This is a genomic window from Amycolatopsis sp. NPDC000009 (assembly GCF_055563465.1).
In genome coordinates, this window is record NZ_JBVHDI010000012.1 from 1 (window position 1) to 15,995 (window position 15,995).

The 15,995-nt window shown below is 67.7% G+C and carries 15 protein-coding genes and 8 tRNA genes; 11 read left to right on the plus strand and 12 right to left on the minus strand.

Features of this window, described 5'->3' with window-relative positions; translation table 11 throughout:
• Nucleotides 1-230 precede the first annotated feature (230 nt).
• The 8 genes from ACZ3HL_RS27575 to ACZ3HL_RS27610 all read left to right on the plus strand — a co-directional run bounded on the left by ACZ3HL_RS27575 (nucleotide 231) and on the right by ACZ3HL_RS27610 (nucleotide 3,456).
• Entirely contained in the window at nucleotides 231-1,241 is a 1,011-nt protein-coding gene (locus tag ACZ3HL_RS27575) for a phosphorothioated DNA-binding restriction endonuclease family protein (RefSeq protein ID WP_465534599.1), read from the plus strand.
• Between the two features lie 321 nt (nucleotides 1,242-1,562).
• A tRNA-Trp gene (locus ACZ3HL_RS27580) sits at nucleotides 1,563-1,631 on the plus strand.
• Between the two features lie 122 nt (nucleotides 1,632-1,753).
• Nucleotides 1,754-1,827 (plus strand) — tRNA-Arg (locus ACZ3HL_RS27585).
• Nucleotides 1,828-1,861: 34 nt separating this feature from the next.
• Nucleotides 1,862-1,950: transfer RNA gene (locus ACZ3HL_RS27590), tRNA-Ser, on the plus strand.
• Between the two features lie 3 nt (nucleotides 1,951-1,953).
• A tRNA-Arg gene (locus ACZ3HL_RS27595) sits at nucleotides 1,954-2,025 on the plus strand.
• A gap of 2 nt (nucleotides 2,026-2,027) precedes the next feature.
• Nucleotides 2,028-2,105, plus strand: a tRNA-His gene (locus tag ACZ3HL_RS27600).
• A gap of 4 nt (nucleotides 2,106-2,109) precedes the next feature.
• Nucleotides 2,110-2,184, plus strand: a tRNA-Cys gene (locus ACZ3HL_RS27605).
• 105 nt (nucleotides 2,185-2,289) lie between these two features.
• Nucleotides 2,290-3,456 (plus strand): SRA domain-containing endonuclease, encoded by a 1,167-nt coding sequence (locus tag ACZ3HL_RS27610; RefSeq protein WP_465534600.1) that lies wholly within the window; start codon nucleotides 2,290-2,292, stop codon nucleotides 3,454-3,456.
• A gap of 70 nt (nucleotides 3,457-3,526) precedes the next feature.
• Here ACZ3HL_RS27610 and ACZ3HL_RS27615 read toward each other — a convergent pair.
• The 8 genes from ACZ3HL_RS27615 to ACZ3HL_RS27650 all read right to left on the minus strand — a co-directional run bounded on the left by ACZ3HL_RS27615 (nucleotide 3,527) and on the right by ACZ3HL_RS27650 (nucleotide 10,532).
• Nucleotides 3,527-3,600, minus strand: a tRNA-Arg gene (locus ACZ3HL_RS27615).
• Between the two features lie 42 nt (nucleotides 3,601-3,642).
• Nucleotides 3,643-3,732 (minus strand) — tRNA-Ser (locus ACZ3HL_RS27620).
• Nucleotides 3,733-3,797: 65 nt separating this feature from the next.
• Nucleotides 3,798-5,447: a phosphatidylglycerol lysyltransferase domain-containing protein gene (locus ACZ3HL_RS27625; RefSeq protein ID WP_465534601.1), complete on the minus strand. Its 1,650-nt coding sequence runs from the start codon at nucleotides 5,445-5,447 to the stop codon at nucleotides 3,798-3,800.
• Nucleotides 5,448-5,480: 33 nt separating this feature from the next.
• Nucleotides 5,481-7,457: an acetoacetate--CoA ligase gene (locus ACZ3HL_RS27630; RefSeq protein ID WP_465534602.1), complete on the minus strand. Its 1,977-nt coding sequence runs from the start codon at nucleotides 7,455-7,457 to the stop codon at nucleotides 5,481-5,483.
• A gap of 19 nt (nucleotides 7,458-7,476) precedes the next feature.
• Nucleotides 7,477-8,238: an ESX secretion-associated protein EspG gene (locus ACZ3HL_RS27635; RefSeq protein WP_465534603.1), complete on the minus strand. Its 762-nt coding sequence runs from the start codon at nucleotides 8,236-8,238 to the stop codon at nucleotides 7,477-7,479.
• Nucleotides 8,238-9,371 (minus strand): PPE domain-containing protein, encoded by a 1,134-nt coding sequence (locus ACZ3HL_RS27640; RefSeq protein WP_465534604.1) that lies wholly within the window; start codon nucleotides 9,369-9,371, stop codon nucleotides 8,238-8,240. The genes ACZ3HL_RS27635 and ACZ3HL_RS27640 overlap by 1 nt, the downstream gene beginning before the upstream one ends.
• Nucleotides 9,371-9,850, minus strand: coding sequence for a hypothetical protein (locus ACZ3HL_RS27645; protein WP_257483750.1), 480 nt, complete (start codon nucleotides 9,848-9,850; stop codon nucleotides 9,371-9,373). The genes ACZ3HL_RS27640 and ACZ3HL_RS27645 overlap by 1 nt, the downstream gene beginning before the upstream one ends.
• Before the next feature lie 49 nt (nucleotides 9,851-9,899).
• Entirely contained in the window at nucleotides 9,900-10,532 is a 633-nt protein-coding gene (locus ACZ3HL_RS27650; RefSeq protein ID WP_465414817.1) for a dienelactone hydrolase family protein, read from the minus strand.
• A 97-nt stretch (nucleotides 10,533-10,629) separates the two neighbouring features.
• Between ACZ3HL_RS27650 and hisC the strand changes: the two genes are divergently transcribed.
• Entirely contained in the window at nucleotides 10,630-11,685 is a 1,056-nt protein-coding gene (gene hisC, locus ACZ3HL_RS27655) for a histidinol-phosphate transaminase (RefSeq protein WP_465534605.1), read from the plus strand.
• 205 nt (nucleotides 11,686-11,890) lie between these two features.
• On the opposite strand, the gene ACZ3HL_RS27660 is transcribed toward hisC, so the two are convergent.
• From ACZ3HL_RS27660 to ACZ3HL_RS27670, 3 genes are read right to left on the minus strand one after another with little or no spacing between them, the layout of a single operon-like run.
• The gene (locus ACZ3HL_RS27660) at nucleotides 11,891-12,652 is read right to left on the minus strand and encodes a sulfite exporter TauE/SafE family protein (RefSeq protein WP_465414813.1); all 762 of its coding nucleotides are present in this window, start codon (nucleotides 12,650-12,652) and stop codon (nucleotides 11,891-11,893) included.
• A 7-nt stretch (nucleotides 12,653-12,659) separates the two neighbouring features.
• Nucleotides 12,660-13,076 (minus strand): VOC family protein, encoded by a 417-nt coding sequence (locus ACZ3HL_RS27665; protein WP_465534606.1) that lies wholly within the window; start codon nucleotides 13,074-13,076, stop codon nucleotides 12,660-12,662.
• A gap of 9 nt (nucleotides 13,077-13,085) precedes the next feature.
• A complete protein-coding gene (locus tag ACZ3HL_RS27670; protein WP_465415042.1) occupies nucleotides 13,086-13,712 on the minus strand; it encodes a GNAT family N-acetyltransferase in 627 nt (208 codons plus the stop codon).
• A gap of 74 nt (nucleotides 13,713-13,786) precedes the next feature.
• Between ACZ3HL_RS27670 and ACZ3HL_RS27675 the strand changes: the two genes are divergently transcribed.
• Both ACZ3HL_RS27675 and ACZ3HL_RS27680 read left to right on the plus strand, forming a co-directional pair.
• On the plus strand, nucleotides 13,787-14,479 hold the full coding sequence (locus ACZ3HL_RS27675; protein ID WP_465534607.1) for a FadR/GntR family transcriptional regulator: 693 nt from the start codon (nucleotides 13,787-13,789) through the stop codon (nucleotides 14,477-14,479).
• Between the two features lie 77 nt (nucleotides 14,480-14,556).
• Nucleotides 14,557-15,372 carry a class I SAM-dependent methyltransferase gene (locus ACZ3HL_RS27680; RefSeq protein WP_465534608.1) on the plus strand — a complete coding sequence of 272 codons (816 nt, stop codon included), beginning with the start codon at nucleotides 14,557-14,559 and terminating at the stop codon, nucleotides 15,370-15,372.
• A gap of 55 nt (nucleotides 15,373-15,427) precedes the next feature.
• On the opposite strand, the gene ACZ3HL_RS27685 is transcribed toward ACZ3HL_RS27680, so the two are convergent.
• Nucleotides 15,428-15,928 (minus strand): FBP domain-containing protein, encoded by a 501-nt coding sequence (locus ACZ3HL_RS27685; RefSeq protein ID WP_465534609.1) that lies wholly within the window; start codon nucleotides 15,926-15,928, stop codon nucleotides 15,428-15,430.
• Nucleotides 15,929-15,995 lie beyond the last annotated feature (67 nt).

The window sequence follows — 15,995 nt, forward strand, 5'->3', positions numbered from 1 at the left end:
CACCCGCTACGACAAACTCGCCGTCCGCTACGAAGCCACCGCGCACATCGCCGCGATCAACGAGTGGCTCTGAACTACTTCGATACAGGCCCTAGCCGACAACGCCACGCGCGGTGGTCATCGCCCGCGCAAGCCTTCCCGTTAGGCGGACATGCTTCACGTCGGGAGTTGCGCGTACGCAACCTTCGCGCCACTACACTTAGTCGTCTGCGTCACACGGAGGGGTGGTTGTGGACGAGAACGGCCTGCACGAGCAGCTTCGCCAGCTTCAGACCAAGATGGTCGGAGGCGAACAGGCACTACACAAGCCCTTGTTACTTCTCTGGCTCTTCGGTCGGTACCTCGATGAGCGCTCCTCGGCCACGACGTTCGAAGCCGCGGAGGCTCCCCTCACGGACTTGATTGATCAGTTCAGCCTTCGCAAGGTCTCCGCAGCGGAACCCTTCTGGGAACTCGAACGAACGCTGTGGACCCCTCTCACTGCGGACGGCTCAGCTATCGCCGAAACGCCTCACTCAGCGAAGTGGCTGCGGGACAACGGAGCACGAGGCAGTCTCCGCGACGAAGTGGTGAACGTGCTCGATCAACCTCATGGCGTCTTCGCAGCGGCCGACGTGCTCTACGAGTACTTCCCTCGCAACTACGTCGGTCGTCTTCGTAGCGCCGTCAGGCTGGTGCCACCAGTGTTCTTGCGTCCGGCTGCACTGAAGCGGGAAGCGCCGACTACGGCCACCACGAAGCTGCCTCGAACACCGCGAAGCAAGAACCGAGAGGTTCCTCTCAAGTACGAAAGGTCAGTCCGCAGAGCAGTCTTCGACTGGCTTGAAGGCTTAACCGCACAGAACGGCGGTCCAATCCCGTTCGCACAACTGGCCAACTTCATCTACGACGGCACTCGCATCCCAGTCCTCAATCCCCAGTCTGGAATTCACAAGCCGGCAAAGCTCGGCAGCGCGTTGTCAATCAAGACAGTATACAGGCGCCCTAACGAGGAACGTCCGTACGAGGATGAACTCGACGAGAGTGGCCGCATTCTTCGCTACAAGTATCGAGGAGAAGACCCGCTTCACTCCGATAACGTCGCGCTGCGGACCGCGATGGAGCTGAAGCTTCCTCTGTTCTGGCTTAGGGGCGTCGATCCCCACGCAAACTACGAAGCTCACTTCCCGCTTTGGCTCACCGCAGAGAGGCCGGAGCAGCACCTGTTTGAGGTGTCGTTCGACGGTCCTCCCAACGACTAGCTGCCCACAACTCGGGCTACGCCGCCACAAAGGCGTTGCGCTGCAGCGATCCTTGCGTCATAGTGAGTGCACTCAAACACCCAGAGGAGCAGCCATGACGAACATGCACGAGCGAAAGGCGCAGCGCCGGCATTCGGCCATTGCGCTCGCCGCCGCGTGTACGTCGACCTGTGGCCGACGATCCTCATCGTGGCCTAGCCAGCGGATTCTGGCCTGCGAAGGCTCCCCATCATGACGCCATAGTGTTTGTCATGCCAGGGAGCCGCCCATCGGGAAACCGATCCGGGCGGCTTCTCTTTTTACGCACCCAAGAATTTCTTTATCGGCGAGCTCAGGAAGCGGCGCGGTCTCCAAAACCGTCGCGAGAGGGTTCAATTCCCTCCGCCGGTGCTCGACGCTGCCCATTTCAGTGCGAACCTTGATAGCCGAAGACTTTTCTCCAAGCTCGTCCCCGTCGCCGAACGAGGCTGCCAGGTCGAGCGCCGGTGGAGGCGTGTCTACGTCTTCACCTCGCCCGTGTAGCTCAGTTGGACAGAGCGCCGCACTACGAATGCGGAGGTCCCAGGTTCGAGTCCTGGCACGGGCACCGGTCGGCGTGTTCGAGGGGGATACGCCGGCTTGGAGGATTGGCCGAGCCCGGTAAGGCAGCCGTCTTGAAAACGGCGGTCGGCGCGAGAGCGTCGCGCAGGTTCGAATCCTGCATCCTCCGCAAGCCCCCGTGGTCCAACGGATACGACGCCGGCGTCCGAAGCCGGGAACGCAGGTTCGACTCCTGCCGGGGGCACGGAGACCGAAGCCGAAGGAGACGAGGCCCCGGATTGTGACTCCGGGCATTAGCCGGTGCAAGTCCGGTCGGTCACCCCAGCTTGGCCCACTTCACGACGGTCGTGCGGCGGCCTGCAAAGCCGTTGGACTCCGGGTTCGACTCCCGGGTGGGCCTCCACCACAGTGCGATCTTTCTGGCGACACGGTTGCATGCGTGGCAAAAAGTTCCACCGCCGCAAGCCTCTGCGCTACATTCGGACGTACGTTCGAATGGGGTGACTAGGTGTCTTTGAAGGAGCTCACGAGTCGCGACGCAGTGCTCAAGGCAGCACAGCAGTGCGATGTCATCGACCTGGGAGCACCCGAGTCCGGGCTCTCCCGCGCGCTGGTCCTCGAACTCGACGGCAAGTACTACCACGCCCGGAAAGTCGTCAGTCTCGCCTACAACGTTCAGCACCCAGACCGCAACAACCTTCCGGCCTCCGCTCTCGCCGGAGAAGCCGCAGCACGCAGCCTCCGCCGACTCGGTTTCACGAGCTCCACAACTGCCCAGTTATGGCCGCCGCGTCTTGGAGCGGAGTACCCCAACCGAACTGCCATCCGGAAAATTTTTGGCGGCAACGGGGTTGCGGGGATCACTAGTTTTTCTGGCGACAGCGTCATCAACATCTTCTCGGACGAAGAGGGGCCATACGCCGACGAACCACCAGACGCGGTAAACCCCTTTGAGTATCGCGGCGAGGGGCGCAAGGGCGACCAAAAGCTGGTACGAAGAAACAAGGCGCTCGACAGCGCTCGCCGGAATCTTGAGGCGGTGCGGTACTGGTACCGACCGGCAGGCGGCACCTTCAGGTTCACCACCTGGGTAGCAATCCTTAGCCGAGCGCAGGTGTGGTCACCTGACGACAACAAACAACTCCGTCTCGAGTACGCATTCCAGGTGATGGCAGTTCCCGGCCCCGAGCTAGACACTTGGCCAGCTCGTGTGCGCAAGCTCATCGACGACCAAGACATCAAAGACGTACCTCCGCCGCCACCCCCAGGTAAGAAAGCCACGAGTAGCCAGCGAAGGAAAACCTACCGGGACTATCTCCGCCTTATCGATAAGTCATCGAAGGCTGGTGGCGATGGACGCAGGCCGTCCAAGGGAACTCGCAATGTCTATCCCCGCAGTCGCGCCGTACGCGATGCGGTGCTCGTCCGCGCGGACGGCGACTGCGAGAACGACGAGTGCACAGGCATGCCCTTCGACACCGCACCTGGTGGTGAATCGATCCTCGAAGTGGACCACGTAGACGATCTCGCCCTCAACGGACTTGACCACCCGTCAGTCATGATCGCGCTATGTCCGAACTGCCATGCGGCGAAGACCCGCGGTGGTAACCGTGCTGCCATCAAGCGTCACTTCCGTGCCAGGGCTGCCGAACTGCACCGCGAGGCTGACCAGTAACGCTCCACAACGGACAGACAAAAAGGCCCTCCCGCGAACGGGAGGGCCTTAGTGCTGTCTCAACCAGACGTGCGCCCGAAGGGATTCGAACCCCTGACCTTCTGATCCGTAGTCAGATGCTCTATCCAGCTGAGCTACGGGCGCTTGTTCAGTTATCAATCTAGCACCTGCCGGAACAGGTACCAGCGGAGGCTCCGGGATTTGAACCCGGGAGGGGGGGTTACCCCCAACCGCATTAGCAGTGCGGCGCCATAGACCAGACTAGGCGAAGCCTCCCAGGCCCAACGACCACTGCTCAAATAGGTTACACACCCCGCGGACCCCCTTGGAAGGCACCCCCCTTAGACGCGCCGCAGGGCTCTGAGCAGGCGATATGGGCGCCCGCCGAGTCCTTCGGCTTCGAAGACGGCGACGCCGACTCGGGGGAGGTCGCGGGCCGCGGGGTAGGCCAGGTAGCGCGGGACCCAGCGGGGCTGGAACTTCGCGTTGAAGCGGTACAGGGTCTCGATCTGGATCCAGCGTGAGAAGAATCGCAACGTCCGGGCGGACAGGCGGGCGACGGGGCCGGCGCCGATGCGCTGTCCTTGCTCCAACACCGCGCGGAAGGCGGCGAAGTTCAGGGAGACGTGCTGGGCGGGGGTCGTCTGAAGGAGCTCCGAGATCATCAGTTCGTTGACGCCGTTGTCGGCGGTCCGGTCGCGGCGCATGACGTCCAGGGAGAGGCCCTTCTCGCCCCAGGGCACGAACTGGAGGACTCCGCGCACTCGGCCGTCGTGTTCGGCGGTCACCAGGATCGAGCCTGGGTCACCCATGCGGCCGAGTGCCATCGAAAAGCCGCGTTCGGTGTCGGTGCCGCGCCAGGTGGCCGCGACGGCCCGGAGTTCGTCGAGCTCCCCAGGCGATAGATCTTCGGCTTTCCGGATGCGCGCGGTGTAGCCGGCGCGCTTCGTGCGTGAGACGGCTTGGCGGACTCCGCGCATGACGCGGCCTTCCAGGGTGAAGGTGTCCGTGTCGACGACCGCCTCGTCGCCGATCTCCAGCACTTCGAGCCCGAAGCGTGCCCAGACGGTCGCACCGAGTTCCGAGCATCCCATGGCCGCCGGGCTCCAGGCGTACCGACGGCAGACCTCCAGGTACTCCTCGATCGCGCCGGGCCACGCTTCCGGGTCACCGAGGGGGTCCGCCGAGCACAGCGCGACCCCGGCGATCACCCGATAGGTCACCGCGGCCTTCCCCGACTTCGAGAAGACCACGAACTTGTCCCGGCGCAGGGCGAAGTACCCCAGCGAGTCCCGCTCCCCCAGCAGCCCTCGGAGCCGTTCGATCTCGTCGTCGGTCAGTTCCGGTGCGGGTTCGGCCGAGCGGAGCAGGAAGTACGCCGCCAGCAGCACCGCGCCGATCCCGAACAGCAGGCCGACGGCGGCCGACAGGTCCTCCAGCCACAGCGCGGGGAACACCACGGGACCGCTCACGCCGACCAGTGCCAGCGTCGACTGCGCCAGGCGGTCGCCGATACCCAATGAGCCGAGCGCGACCGAAAGCAGCACGAAGTTGATCGCGACCCCGGCGACCGCCAGCTGCAGGAAGACCCGGACCGCGCGCCACCGGCCGGTGACCGGATCGGGCAGCGCGATGAAGTGGCGCCGCGTCGCGATCAGGGCGATCAGCAGCGCGAGCGACACGAGACCCGCGCCGAAGGCGTGCCGTAGCCCGAGGTGCGACACGGTCAGCAGCGCGGCGGCGGCGACCGCCAGCTGCCAGGCCCGGCGTTTGCGCCGCTTGAGACCGGTGGCGAGCAGCATCAGCAGCACACCGGTCACCAGCACGACCGTCGCCGCGCCGACCGTGGCCTCGTGCGGCAGTTCCAGCCAATCGGCGACGCGCCCGCGCAGGGCGCGCCGGCCGGCCGGGACCAGCACCGAGACCACGGCCAGCAGTCCGGCCAGCCGCGTCACCCAGGTGATCACCGCCACCGAGGTGGCTCCCGCCACCCGCCAAGCGCCCGCCAAGTCCCGCCCCTACGTTCAGCTCCTCGCCAGCTCCACGAACGGTACAAGGGCGTCGGGGTTCAGCAGGGCGTCCCGGCTGACGGCGCGGTCAGGTGAAACACCCGAAAGGATCTTCTTGACCGGGACCTCGCATTTCTTGCCGTTGAGGGTCCGGGGCACCTCACTCACCTGGACGAACCGGTCCGGCACGTGCCGCGGCGAGAGGGCCCCGCGCAGTTCCTTGCGCAAGGCGGGCTCGACCTCGTCGAGCGACGCGCCCTCGGCCAGCACGAGGAAGCACAGCAGCTGCCCGTCCTCGTTGCCCGCCGCCGACGTGTCGATCACCAGCGAGTCCGCCACCTGGTCGAACGACTCCACGACGCGATAGAACTCGGCCGTGCCCATCCGGACGCCGCCGCGGTTCAACGTCGAGTCGCTGCGCCCGTAGATGACGGCGGAGCCGCGTCCGGTGATCCGGATCCAGTCGCCGTGCCGCCAGATCCCGGGGTACATCTCGAAGTACGCCTCGCGCAGCCGCGAGCCGTCCGGGTCGTTCCAGAAGAACACCGGCATCGACGGCATCGGCTCGGTGATCACCAGTTCGCCGACCGTCTCCACCACGGGTTTCCCGGCCTCGTCGAACGCGGCGACGGCGGCGCCGAGGGCGCGGACCGAGAGTTCGCCCAGCCAGACCGGGACGTCCGGGGCCGACGCGACGAACGCCGCGCACAGGTCTGTGCCGCCGGACACCGAGCAGATCTGGACGCGTTTGCCGACCTCGTCGACGATCCACCGGAAGCCCTCGACGCTGAGCGGCGCGCCGGTGGATCCCAAGGCGCGCAACGCGGTGAGGTCGTACCGCTCGGCTGGTTTGATACCGGCCTTCAGACAGCTTTGGATGTACGGCGCCGACGTCCCGAAGTAGGTGACGCGGTGCTGCTCGGCCAAATGCCACAACACGTTCAGATCCGGATGGCCCGGGCTGCCGTCGAAGAGCACGATCGTGGTGCCGGTCAGCAGGCCGGAGATGAGGAAGTTCCACATCATCCAGCCGGTGGTGGTGAACCAGAAGAACCGGTCGCCGGGGCCGAGATCGCTTTGCAGCGCGAGGGCTTTGAGGTGTTCGAGGGTGATCCCGCCGTGTCCGTGGACGATGCCCTTCGGCAGGCCGGTGGTCCCCGAGGAGTACAGCACCCACAGCGGGTGGGCGAAGTCGACGGGCTCGAACGCCAGCTCGGCGCCCGCGTTGTCGGCGAGCAGCTCGTCCCAGTCGAGCGTGCCGTCGAGGCGGCCGCCGGCGTAGTCGACGAGCACGGTCGCTTCGAGCGTGGGGATCTCGTCCCGCAGGGAGTTCACCGTCGACCGGCTGTCGAACCACCGTCCATTGTAGACGTAGCCGTTGACCGCGATCAGCACCTTCGGCTCGATCTGCGCGAAGCGGTCGGTGATCGCGCGGACGCCGAAGTCCGGCGAGCACGACGACCAGATCGCGCCGAGGCTGGCGGTGGCGAGGAAGGCGATCAGCGTCTGCGGGCAGTTCGGCGCCAGCGCGACGACCCTGTCCCCTTTGGACACTCCCAGCTTGCGCAGCCCTTCGCGCGCGGAGGCTACGGCTGACCGCAGAGCGCCGTACGTCAGCTGCGACGAGAGGCCGTCTTCGCGGTGGAAGATCACGGCGACCTCGTCGTCGGCCTTCGCGGCGCCCGCGACACCGGGCATGAGCGAGTGCTCGGCGTAGTTCAGCGTGCCGCCCGCGAACCACTGGGCGTTCGGCATCTCGCTGGTGAGCACCTCACCGGGCTGGTCGTGCCAGCGCACGCCGAGGAAGCAGGCGACGGCGGACCAGAACTCCGGCCCGCGCTGAACGGAGTACTCCCACAACGCGTTGTAGTCGTCGACCTCCACGCCGCGTTCGGTGCGCAGCCACTGGCGGAACACGTCGATCTTGGTGTCGGGCAGGCGGCTCGGCTCAGGGCGCCAGAGCACTTCTGGGGCGTCGGCGGTGTGCGTCACCCCGCGATGTTAACCCTCGTTAACCGCTCTGGCGAGCCCCCGTGAACAGCTCGTACGCCATCGACTTCAGCCGCGACGTGTCGAGCGGGGTGACGGTCAGCCACCCTCGATCGCGGCGAAGCCCGTAGCGGCCGTCGGGGGTGTCCACCCAGGTCAACGTCCCTTCGCCGCGCACCCAGCGGCCCTCCCACGACTTCCTGGCCGCGCCGAGCCGTCCGCCGCCGATCCGCCGCGTCGCGATCCGGACCAGCACGATGACCTCGGGTTCCCGCAGCCCGGCGTCGCGCAGGACGTCGGAAAACGCCGGCTGCCCGCCGCGCTCCCCCGCCTCGCAAGCGGCCGTGTAGTCATCGACACGCAGGTTGACCGAGAGGCCGCGCCCCTGCTCGCACGGCGGCAGCGCCTGCAGCAGGGTCGCGGCGACGAGCGGCTCCCGCAGCGCGGACAACTCGACGTCGGTACCCGAAACCCCGATCGCGACCGCGCCGCGCTCGGACACGCAACCGACGGCCCGGTACGACGGGTCGCCGTCGAGCCGCAGATCGAGCGTGAGTTCGCTGTTCGCGACGGTGTGCAACAGCCGCACCAGCTCGGGAGCGGGCGCGTCCACCGTGCCGAGGCCGCGTTCGGACAGCGTCGCGCTCGCCGTGGCCACCAGTTCCGCCCGGAACTCCGGTGTCCGCCCGACGTGCGGGACCTCCAGCACCGCGGGCAGTTCGTCGCGTCCATGCGCCGACCAGAGGAGGAACAGCTCGCCGACGTGCAACCGGATCCAGTCCATCAGCGTTCGGTCCTCGGCTCTTCGCCGATGACCGGCGGGGTCACGTGCCCGCCGAGACCCCAGACGTCGGAATCTTCGACGAGATAGCCAGGGGACTTGCGGCTTTCGCCATCCTGCTGCCCTTGCGGCGGCATCATGCCCATCGGCATCCCGCCGACGCCTCCGATCCCCGCCGCCGCGGCCCGGGTCCCGGCGACCTGACCGGGCTGCTGTCCGGACGGGCCGAACCCGCCGACCCCGGACCGGCTGCCCTGCCCCAGGTCCTGGGCCGTGCCGGCGACGCCGGGCGGCGGTACGCCTGCACCACTGCTCGCGCCGGGCTGACGCGGCGCTTCGACCGGCTCCCGCACCTGGATCGGGGCTGCGTCATCTACGCCGCTGCTGCTCGTGGAATCGTCCGGCGGCGTCTCCGGCTTCGGATCGGGCTTCGGGTCGGGTTCCGGCTTCGGTTCTTCGGGCTTCTCGAGGATCTTCGGCTGTTCGCCGTACGAGACGAACTGAGGAACCTTCTCGTAGACCTCGCCGGAACTCCGCTGCATCCGCGTCATCACGTCGGCGGCCTGACGGTGCAGGTCCTGCGCGTTCCCGTCGGTGGGTTCGGCGACGATCCGGCCGGCTTCGGCGAAACCGCCTCCCGACGGCGGCGCGGCCGACATGGCCTGCGTCGAATCGGAATCCGCGACCGGGATCGGGCGGCGCGTCGGCCGCTCCGGCGGCTTGGGCAGCGGGGCGTATCCCGGCGGCTCGGGCATCGTGCGCCGCGCGGTTTCGGCGATGTCCGCCTGGCGGCGCACGCAGTTCGCGACGTTGTCGGCGCGCAGGCTCGTCTCACTCGCCCAGTCGACGAGTTTGATCGCGACGTCGCGTGCCCGCTCCGCGCCCTCGCCCGTCCAGCCGTCGGCGGTCGCGATGATGGCCGCCCTCAGCTCGGAACCGATCCGGTCGAGGACCACCCCGATGGTCGCCCACTGCCCGGCGACGGCCTCCGCGCTCGCCAGGTCCAGCTCGTTGTGGACCATCTCGTAGAGCTGCCGGTGCGGGATGGTCATGTAGTCGATGTCGGCGTAGAGGCTGTCGGGGCCGGGCTCCGGGTCGGGCTCGCGCGGCGGCCACGGCATGGGCAGGATCCGCATCAGCGCTCGTCCTTCCGCTCGTGGTCGACGACGTCCTCCATGTCGAACCGGCGGGCGATCCGCTCGATGCGTTCCTGCCCCTCCTCGTCCGCGGCGACGTACAACTTCCGTGCGGCCTTCACCGTGAGCTGGAAGTCTTCGAGGACACCGGCGAAGTCCGTGAGGACGGGGACGGCGGCTTCGGTCCCCTTGGTCGCGGCGCCCTGGAAACGCTCGCTCATCGTGTGCCCGACGAAGTTGTCACCCAGTTTCAAGGGCGCCTTGAGCTCCGTCGAACCCTTGATCAGGGCATCGAGCTCCTGACGGGCCTTCACCAGCGCGTCGATGAGCTTCTTGGCGGCGTCCTCGGTGACCTTGACGGTCCCCTTCTTGGCATCGGTCTTGGCGGCCCGGACCTTGCTCGCCAGCGGTACCAAGGCCGGCGCCGAAGCTCCGAACGCGGCCTGTGCCGTCACGCGCGTTTCGGGTGACTGTGCCATCGGACCCCTCCCCTGTCACATCTGAAGGGGAATGCTAGCGCGAACGGGGTCATCGCAGGTGGGCGTCGAACCAATTCAGGGTGCGCTGCCAGGCCTCCGCGGCCGCGTCGGGGTCGGCGTCGAAACGGTGGTTGGCGCCCGGGTAGTGGACGACGTTCGTCGCGACGTTCGCCGTCGCCGCCGCGTCGCGAAGTTGCTCGACTTCGGCGCCTCCGGCCTCGTCTCCCGCGTCGCCGTACATGCCGAGCCAGGGGCTGGTGAGCCGTCCGGCGATCTCGACCAGGACCGGCAGACCGGTGACGCCCTGCCCGCCGACGCTGACCGCCGCGCCCAGTCTGCGGTTCGACGCCACGACCAGCGCGGCCGTCCCGCCGAGGTCGAAACCGACGACACCGACGAGATCCGCCTGGACACCGCGCTCGGCGAGCCACGAGAGCGTCGCGTCGGTGGCTTCGAGCAGGTCCTGCTGCGTGAGGTCGTCTCGGTCGAGATGCGGGGTGACGGTGAGCCAGCCTTCACCGGCGAGACCGGCCAGGAGCAGGCCCAGACCCTCTTCGACCTCCTCGGCCTCCTCGTGCAGCACCACGAGCCCGCCGCGGACGACACCATCCGGTTCGGCGAAGGTCAGGCGCAGCGTGTGGCCGTCGGCGTGCTGGTGTTCCACGGTGGTCGTCAGGGTCATTCCTCCATCAGACCACTCTTAGGTAAATATTCGGAGCTTGCGCCGACGCGGGAGGATACGGTGTCGGAGCCGTCCCCCAGACGTAGGAGCGCCGAAGATGTCACCTGTTTCGCCGCGTGCGGATCTCGAATCGTTGCCGAAGTACGTCCCTGGCCGGACAATCCAGGGCGCGATCAAGCTGGCGAGCAACGAGGTCCCCGGTGGGCCGCTGCCGAGTGTGGCGCAGGCCATAGCCGAGACGGCGCAGGGCATCAACCGGTACCCGGACATCACCGCTTCCGGGCTCGTCGAGCGGCTGGCCCGCGAGCTGAACGAGCCGGTCGAGCGGATCGCCGTCGGCTGCGGTTCGGTTTCCCTTTGCCAGCAAATGATCCAGGCCCTGTGCGGCCCGGGCGACGAGGTCGTCTTCCCGTGGCGTTCGTTCGAGGCGTACCCGATCGTCACGCAGGTGGCGAACGCCGTCAGCGTGACGGTGCCGCTGACAGCGGGACATGGGTTGGATTTGCCGGCGATGCTGGCCGCGATCACACCCAAGACGCGGCTGGTCTTCGTGTGCAACCCCAACAACCCGACCGGGACGGTGGTGCGACGGGCGGAACTGGAGCGTTTCCTCGACGCTGTGCCTTCCGGTGTGCTCGTCGTGCTCGACGAGGCGTACAAGGAGTTCGTGACCGACGCCGAGGTGCCGGACGGCGTCGAACTCGCGCGCGGCAGGGACAACGTCGCGGTACTGCGGACTTTCTCGAAGGCGTACGGCCTCGCCGGCCTTCGCGTGGGTTACGCGGTGGCGCCGGAAGCGATCACCGTCGCGCTGAAGCAGGTCTACGTCGCGTTCTCGGTGAACATGATCGCCCAGGCGGCGGCCATCGCCTCGCTCGACGCGGCCGACGAGCTGCTGGAACGCTGCAAGGAGATCGTCTCGGAGCGCACTCGCGTCCGGGATGCCCTGGTGGCCAAGGGTTACGAGGTGCCGGAGACGCAGGCGAACTTCGTCTGGCTGCCGCTGGGCGAGCGGACGACCGAGTTCGCGGAGCACGCGCTGGAGCGCAAGCTGATCGTGCGCCCCTTCGCGGGCGAAGGTGCGCGAGTGACCATCGGGACGCCTGAGGAGAACGACCTCTTCCTCGAAGCGGCCGGGGACTTCCCGCGCTGAGGACGTTTCGACCGGCCCGCGCTTCGTCGACCCGCGTTTAGTCGGCTAAGTGCGGGCCGGTCCCTTCGAGGGGCAAGGGTGAGAGCGCTTGTCCCGAAAGGCACCTTCGCGACGCCTGACGTCCCGAACGTGGCCTTCGCGACACGAGCACGGGCCCAGGCCGCGAAGGAAAGCCCGCATTTAGTCGGCTAAATGCGGGCCATCCCTACTTGAGGAGCAGCTGCACCATCGCGGCGAGGCCGATCACGACGATCACGCCGCGCAGCACCTTCGGCGAGAGCCTGCGGCCGATCTTCGCGCCGATCTGGCCGCCGATCGTCGACCCGACCGCGAGCAGCGCGACCACGGGCCAGCTGACCGGCGCGATGAAGGCGTAGATCGCGCCCGCGACGATGTTCACGACCGCCGACAGGGCGTTCTTGACGCCGTTGAGCCGTTGCAGCGACTCCGACATCAGCATCCCCATCACGGCCATCATCATCACGCCCTGCGCGGCCGTGAAGTATCCGCCGTAGATGCCGATCAAGAAGATCAGGAACAGCAGGAGCGGCCCGATCTTGTGGACCGTCCCGTTCTCCTCGCGGCGTTTCGCGACCCAGGCGGCCACCCGCGGCTGGACGATCACGAGCACTACCGCGAGGCCGACCAGTGCCGGTACGACGGTCTCGAAAGCGTCCTTCGGCAGCGAGAGCAGCAGGATCGTCCCGCAGATCGCGCCGAGGAAGGACGCCACGGCGAGTTTGGCGACCTGGGGCCAGTAGCCCTTGAGCTCCTCCCGGTAGCCGATCGCCCCGCTGACCGTGCCGGGGGCGAGGCCGATCGCGTTGGACGTCGTCGCCGTCAGCGGCGAGTAGCCGAGGGCGACGAGAACCGGGAAGGTCACCAGCGTGCCCGAGCCGACGACCGTGTTGATGGTGCCCGCCCAGAGCCCCGCGACGAAGATCACGACAGCGTGCCACCACGTCATAAAGCGCTCACGTCCGCACCCTAAGCACCGTTACCTCCTTTCGCGCTCCGGATGTGTCTAGTCGAACATTCAACGAGCCCGTTATGTCTCGTTCGACGGGAAGACACGGGTACTCGCCGCCGTCGGGATCCTCGAGAACGTCCCACTCGACGGCTCCGCTCTCGGCCCGCACGAGCGTCGCCACGGAGGCGACCAGCTCGGCCGTGGAGCCGAAGACGTCGATGTGTATGCGGTTCTTCACGGTCTTCGCTTCGGGCACCGGGTTGATCCAGATCAGCGGGCCGCGACCGGCCGGATCCTCGATCGCCACCGGCCACTCCACCGGCCGCTCGTCCCGGTGGCGGCGGACGTAGCCCATCGCGGCGCACCACCAGTCGGCGAGGGCCTGGTGGTCGTTCGCGCCGAGACAGATCTCCTTGAACACCGCGGCCGTTCAGTCCTCCTCCGGGAGATGGGCCGCGGTGATCTCCGCGGCGACCGTCCAGCCGAGCGCCAAGTACAACGCGCGGCCCTCCTCCGTCGCGACCAGGACCGCTCGCTCCGCGCCGGCGGCGGCCGCCACCTCGTCGAGCCTGCGCATGACGAATCTGCCCAGCCCTCGCCGCTGGTGCTCGGGCTCCGTCACGACCTGATCGATCACCGCCGTGCCGCCGGCGATCGCGACCCGGCCGGTGGCCGCGCGTGAACCGTCCGGCGCGCGCACCACCACGTCGGTGACCACGCCGTCGCCGACCAGCTCCGCCCGGTACGGCTCGGGCGCGGCCATCACGGGCCGCAGCGCTATCGGAGCGCTCATCAGGTACTCCGGCGGGCCGACCGCCCACTCCGGCGGCACCGTTTTCGCCACCTCGTCCCGCGATCCGCTCACCTTCAACCACGTTCCCGGCTCGTGCAGCGAACGCGCCCGGCGCTCCACCGATCCGGCGTCCGCCAGCACATATCGCACGCGGTGCCCCGGGCGCCCGACGTCGAGCCGGTAGCCGTCCGGCTCGGCGACCGGGAGCCCGACACCGCGCGAAAGCGCCCAGCCGTGCACCCAGGCCTTGATCAGTCCTGCCACCCCAGTCATCTTCGGATGATGACACCCGGCACCGACAATTCCGGGCGTTCCGCCGCACCTGCGAGGATGGCACCGTGGCGGGCGACGAGCGCGAACAGGTGTGGAGTGCGACGGTCGATCATCTGCGCACGATGATCGACTCGGGCAGGCTCCCTGCCGGCTCGAGACTGCCCGCCGAACGAGCGCTCTGCGAACAGCTCGGGATCAGCCGCGGTTCGCTGCGGCAGGCGTTGCGGGTGCTGGATTCCATCGGTTACGTGCAGGTGCGGCCGGGGTCGGGCACCTACGTTCGCGAGACGCTCGACGAGAAACCCCTGCGCGGCTGGTTCTCCGAGCACGAGCAACTGGTCGAGAAGCTGTTCGACCTGCGGACCACCGTCGAGCCGACGCTGGCCGAGCGGCTCGCGCTCGACCACACGCCGCGGGTCCTCGAGCGGCTGGCGGGCACCGTCGAGGAGATGGACCGGGCCGCGGCCGACGGCGACATGCTGCGCGTGATCGCGGCCGACGCCGAATTCCACCGGGTGATCGCGGAGAACGCGGGCAACGACGACGTCACCGATCTGCTGCGTTCGGTGCTGTCGCTGGTCGGCGAGGAGCGGCGGGCGGCGCTGCGGCTTCCGGGGCAGATCCGGAAGGCCGTCGACGAGCATCGCGCGATCCTCGAGGCGATCCGCGGTTCGGACGCGGCGGCCGCGCGGGAGATCACCCTGCGGCATCTGCTCGACGCCAAGACCTACGTCCACGACTACACGTCCGGGGACTGACGCTTCCTTGATGGCGCGAGCACCCTCGCGCGAGTACTATTTTCAGAAGTTTGTGAAACTTCTGACGGGGGTGTGCGGTGGAGAAGGTCCGGTTCACCGAAGAGAAGGCGACGATGCTCGCCACGTTGTACGGGCGGGCGCTCGACGCCCGCAGTGCTCGGCCGATCCTCGGGGACAAGGCCGCCGACGAGGCCGTCGAGCAGATCGACTACGACTTCGCTTCGCTCGGCGTGAACGCCGACATGGGGCTGACCGTCGCGATGCGGGCCAAGCCGATGGACGACTGGGCCGCGTCGTTCCTCCGTGAGCATCCGGACGCGACCGTCGTCCAGCTCGGCTGCGGGATGGACAGCCGCGTGTACCGCGTCGACCCGCCGCCTTCGGTGCGGTGGTTCGACATCGACTACCCCGACGTCGTCGATCTGCGCGCCCGGATCTACCCCGCCCGGGACGGCTACCGGGCCATCGGCTCGTCCGTGACGGATTTCGGCTGGCTCGACGAGATCCCGTCGGACAAACCCGGTCTGGTGATCGCCGAGGGGCTGACCATGTACCTGCGGCAGGCCGAAGGCGAGGAATTGCTGCGCCGGCTGATCGCGCATTTCCCGCAGGGCGGCGAAATGGTCTTCGACGTCTTCAGCAGGCTGGGGATCAAGCTGCAGAAGTTGAATCCGGTGGTCCGCAAGGCCGAGGCGACGTTGTACTGGGGTATCGACGAGATCTCCGAACTGGAGCGGCTCGGCTTGACGCTGGTCTCGAAGCTCGACTCGACGGATTACGCGACGCCTGAGGTGAAGGCGCGGATTTCGCCGTCGATGCGGACGCAGCTGTGGTTCGCGGGGCTGTTCCCGGCGTTCAAGAAGATGGGGCGGATCCTGCGGATGCGGTTCTGAGCCGGTCTCGTGAGTGGTTAGGACGGTTCTAACCGTCCTAACCACTCACGAGGCGTCAGCGGGACTCCAGCACCCGCTCGACGAACCGGTGCAGCTTGTCCTCCAGCCGGATGACGCGTTCCTCCAGCGTCAGGGACTCGAACGGCTGCGGCACGTCCGACTTCAGCTCGCCGCGGATGTACTGGCTGCACGCCAGGTTCGCGCACGCGTAGATGCCGAGCGTGTTCCCCTCCCGCCCGGATTTCCCGGCGCGGCGGCCGGAGAACAGCGCGATGTCGGACAGCGGATGTGTCGTCGTGCACAGGCCGCACATGTTGCTCAGCAGGACACGGCCCTTCGGCCGGGGAGCGGCCCGGAGGGACAGCCCGACGGTTTCGCCGCGGTACGGCAGCACGAGATACGCCCGGGAGGCGGCCTTGGGATCGCGCCAACCGAGGAATTCCCTGTCCTCCCAAGGGATCTCGTCGGGCCGGGTGGGAAGCGTGACTCCCTTGGCCTCGCCTCGGGTGCAGTTCACGAAGGACGCCCTGATCTCGTCCTGGCCCAGCGGTTCCATACCCGCACGGTAGCCACGGCACCCGGGAACGGGCGAACCGTTTTCCGCCGGAGGTCATACGATCACC

Bases quoted from the DNA above. Each gene is read 5' to 3' on its own strand.
- ACZ3HL_RS27635 (WP_465534603.1), bottom strand. From the start codon at position 8,238: ATGGACTGGATCCGGTTGCACGTCGGCGAGCTGTTCCTCCTCTGGTCG.
- hisC (WP_465534605.1), top strand. From the start codon at position 10,630: ATGTCACCTGTTTCGCCGCGTGCGGATCTCGAATCGTTGCCGAAGTAC.
- ACZ3HL_RS27640 (WP_465534604.1), bottom strand. From the start codon at position 9,371: ATGCGGATCCTGCCCATGCCGTGGCCGCCGCGCGAGCCCGACCCGGAG.
- ACZ3HL_RS27650 (WP_465414817.1), bottom strand. From the start codon at position 10,532: ATGACCCTGACGACCACCGTGGAACACCAGCACGCCGACGGCCACACG.
- ACZ3HL_RS27645 (WP_257483750.1), bottom strand. From the start codon at position 9,850: ATGGCACAGTCACCCGAAACGCGCGTGACGGCACAGGCCGCGTTCGGA.
- ACZ3HL_RS27685 (WP_465534609.1), bottom strand. From the start codon at position 15,928: ATGGAACCGCTGGGCCAGGACGAGATCAGGGCGTCCTTCGTGAACTGC.
- ACZ3HL_RS27660 (WP_465414813.1), bottom strand. From the start codon at position 12,652: ATGACGTGGTGGCACGCTGTCGTGATCTTCGTCGCGGGGCTCTGGGCG.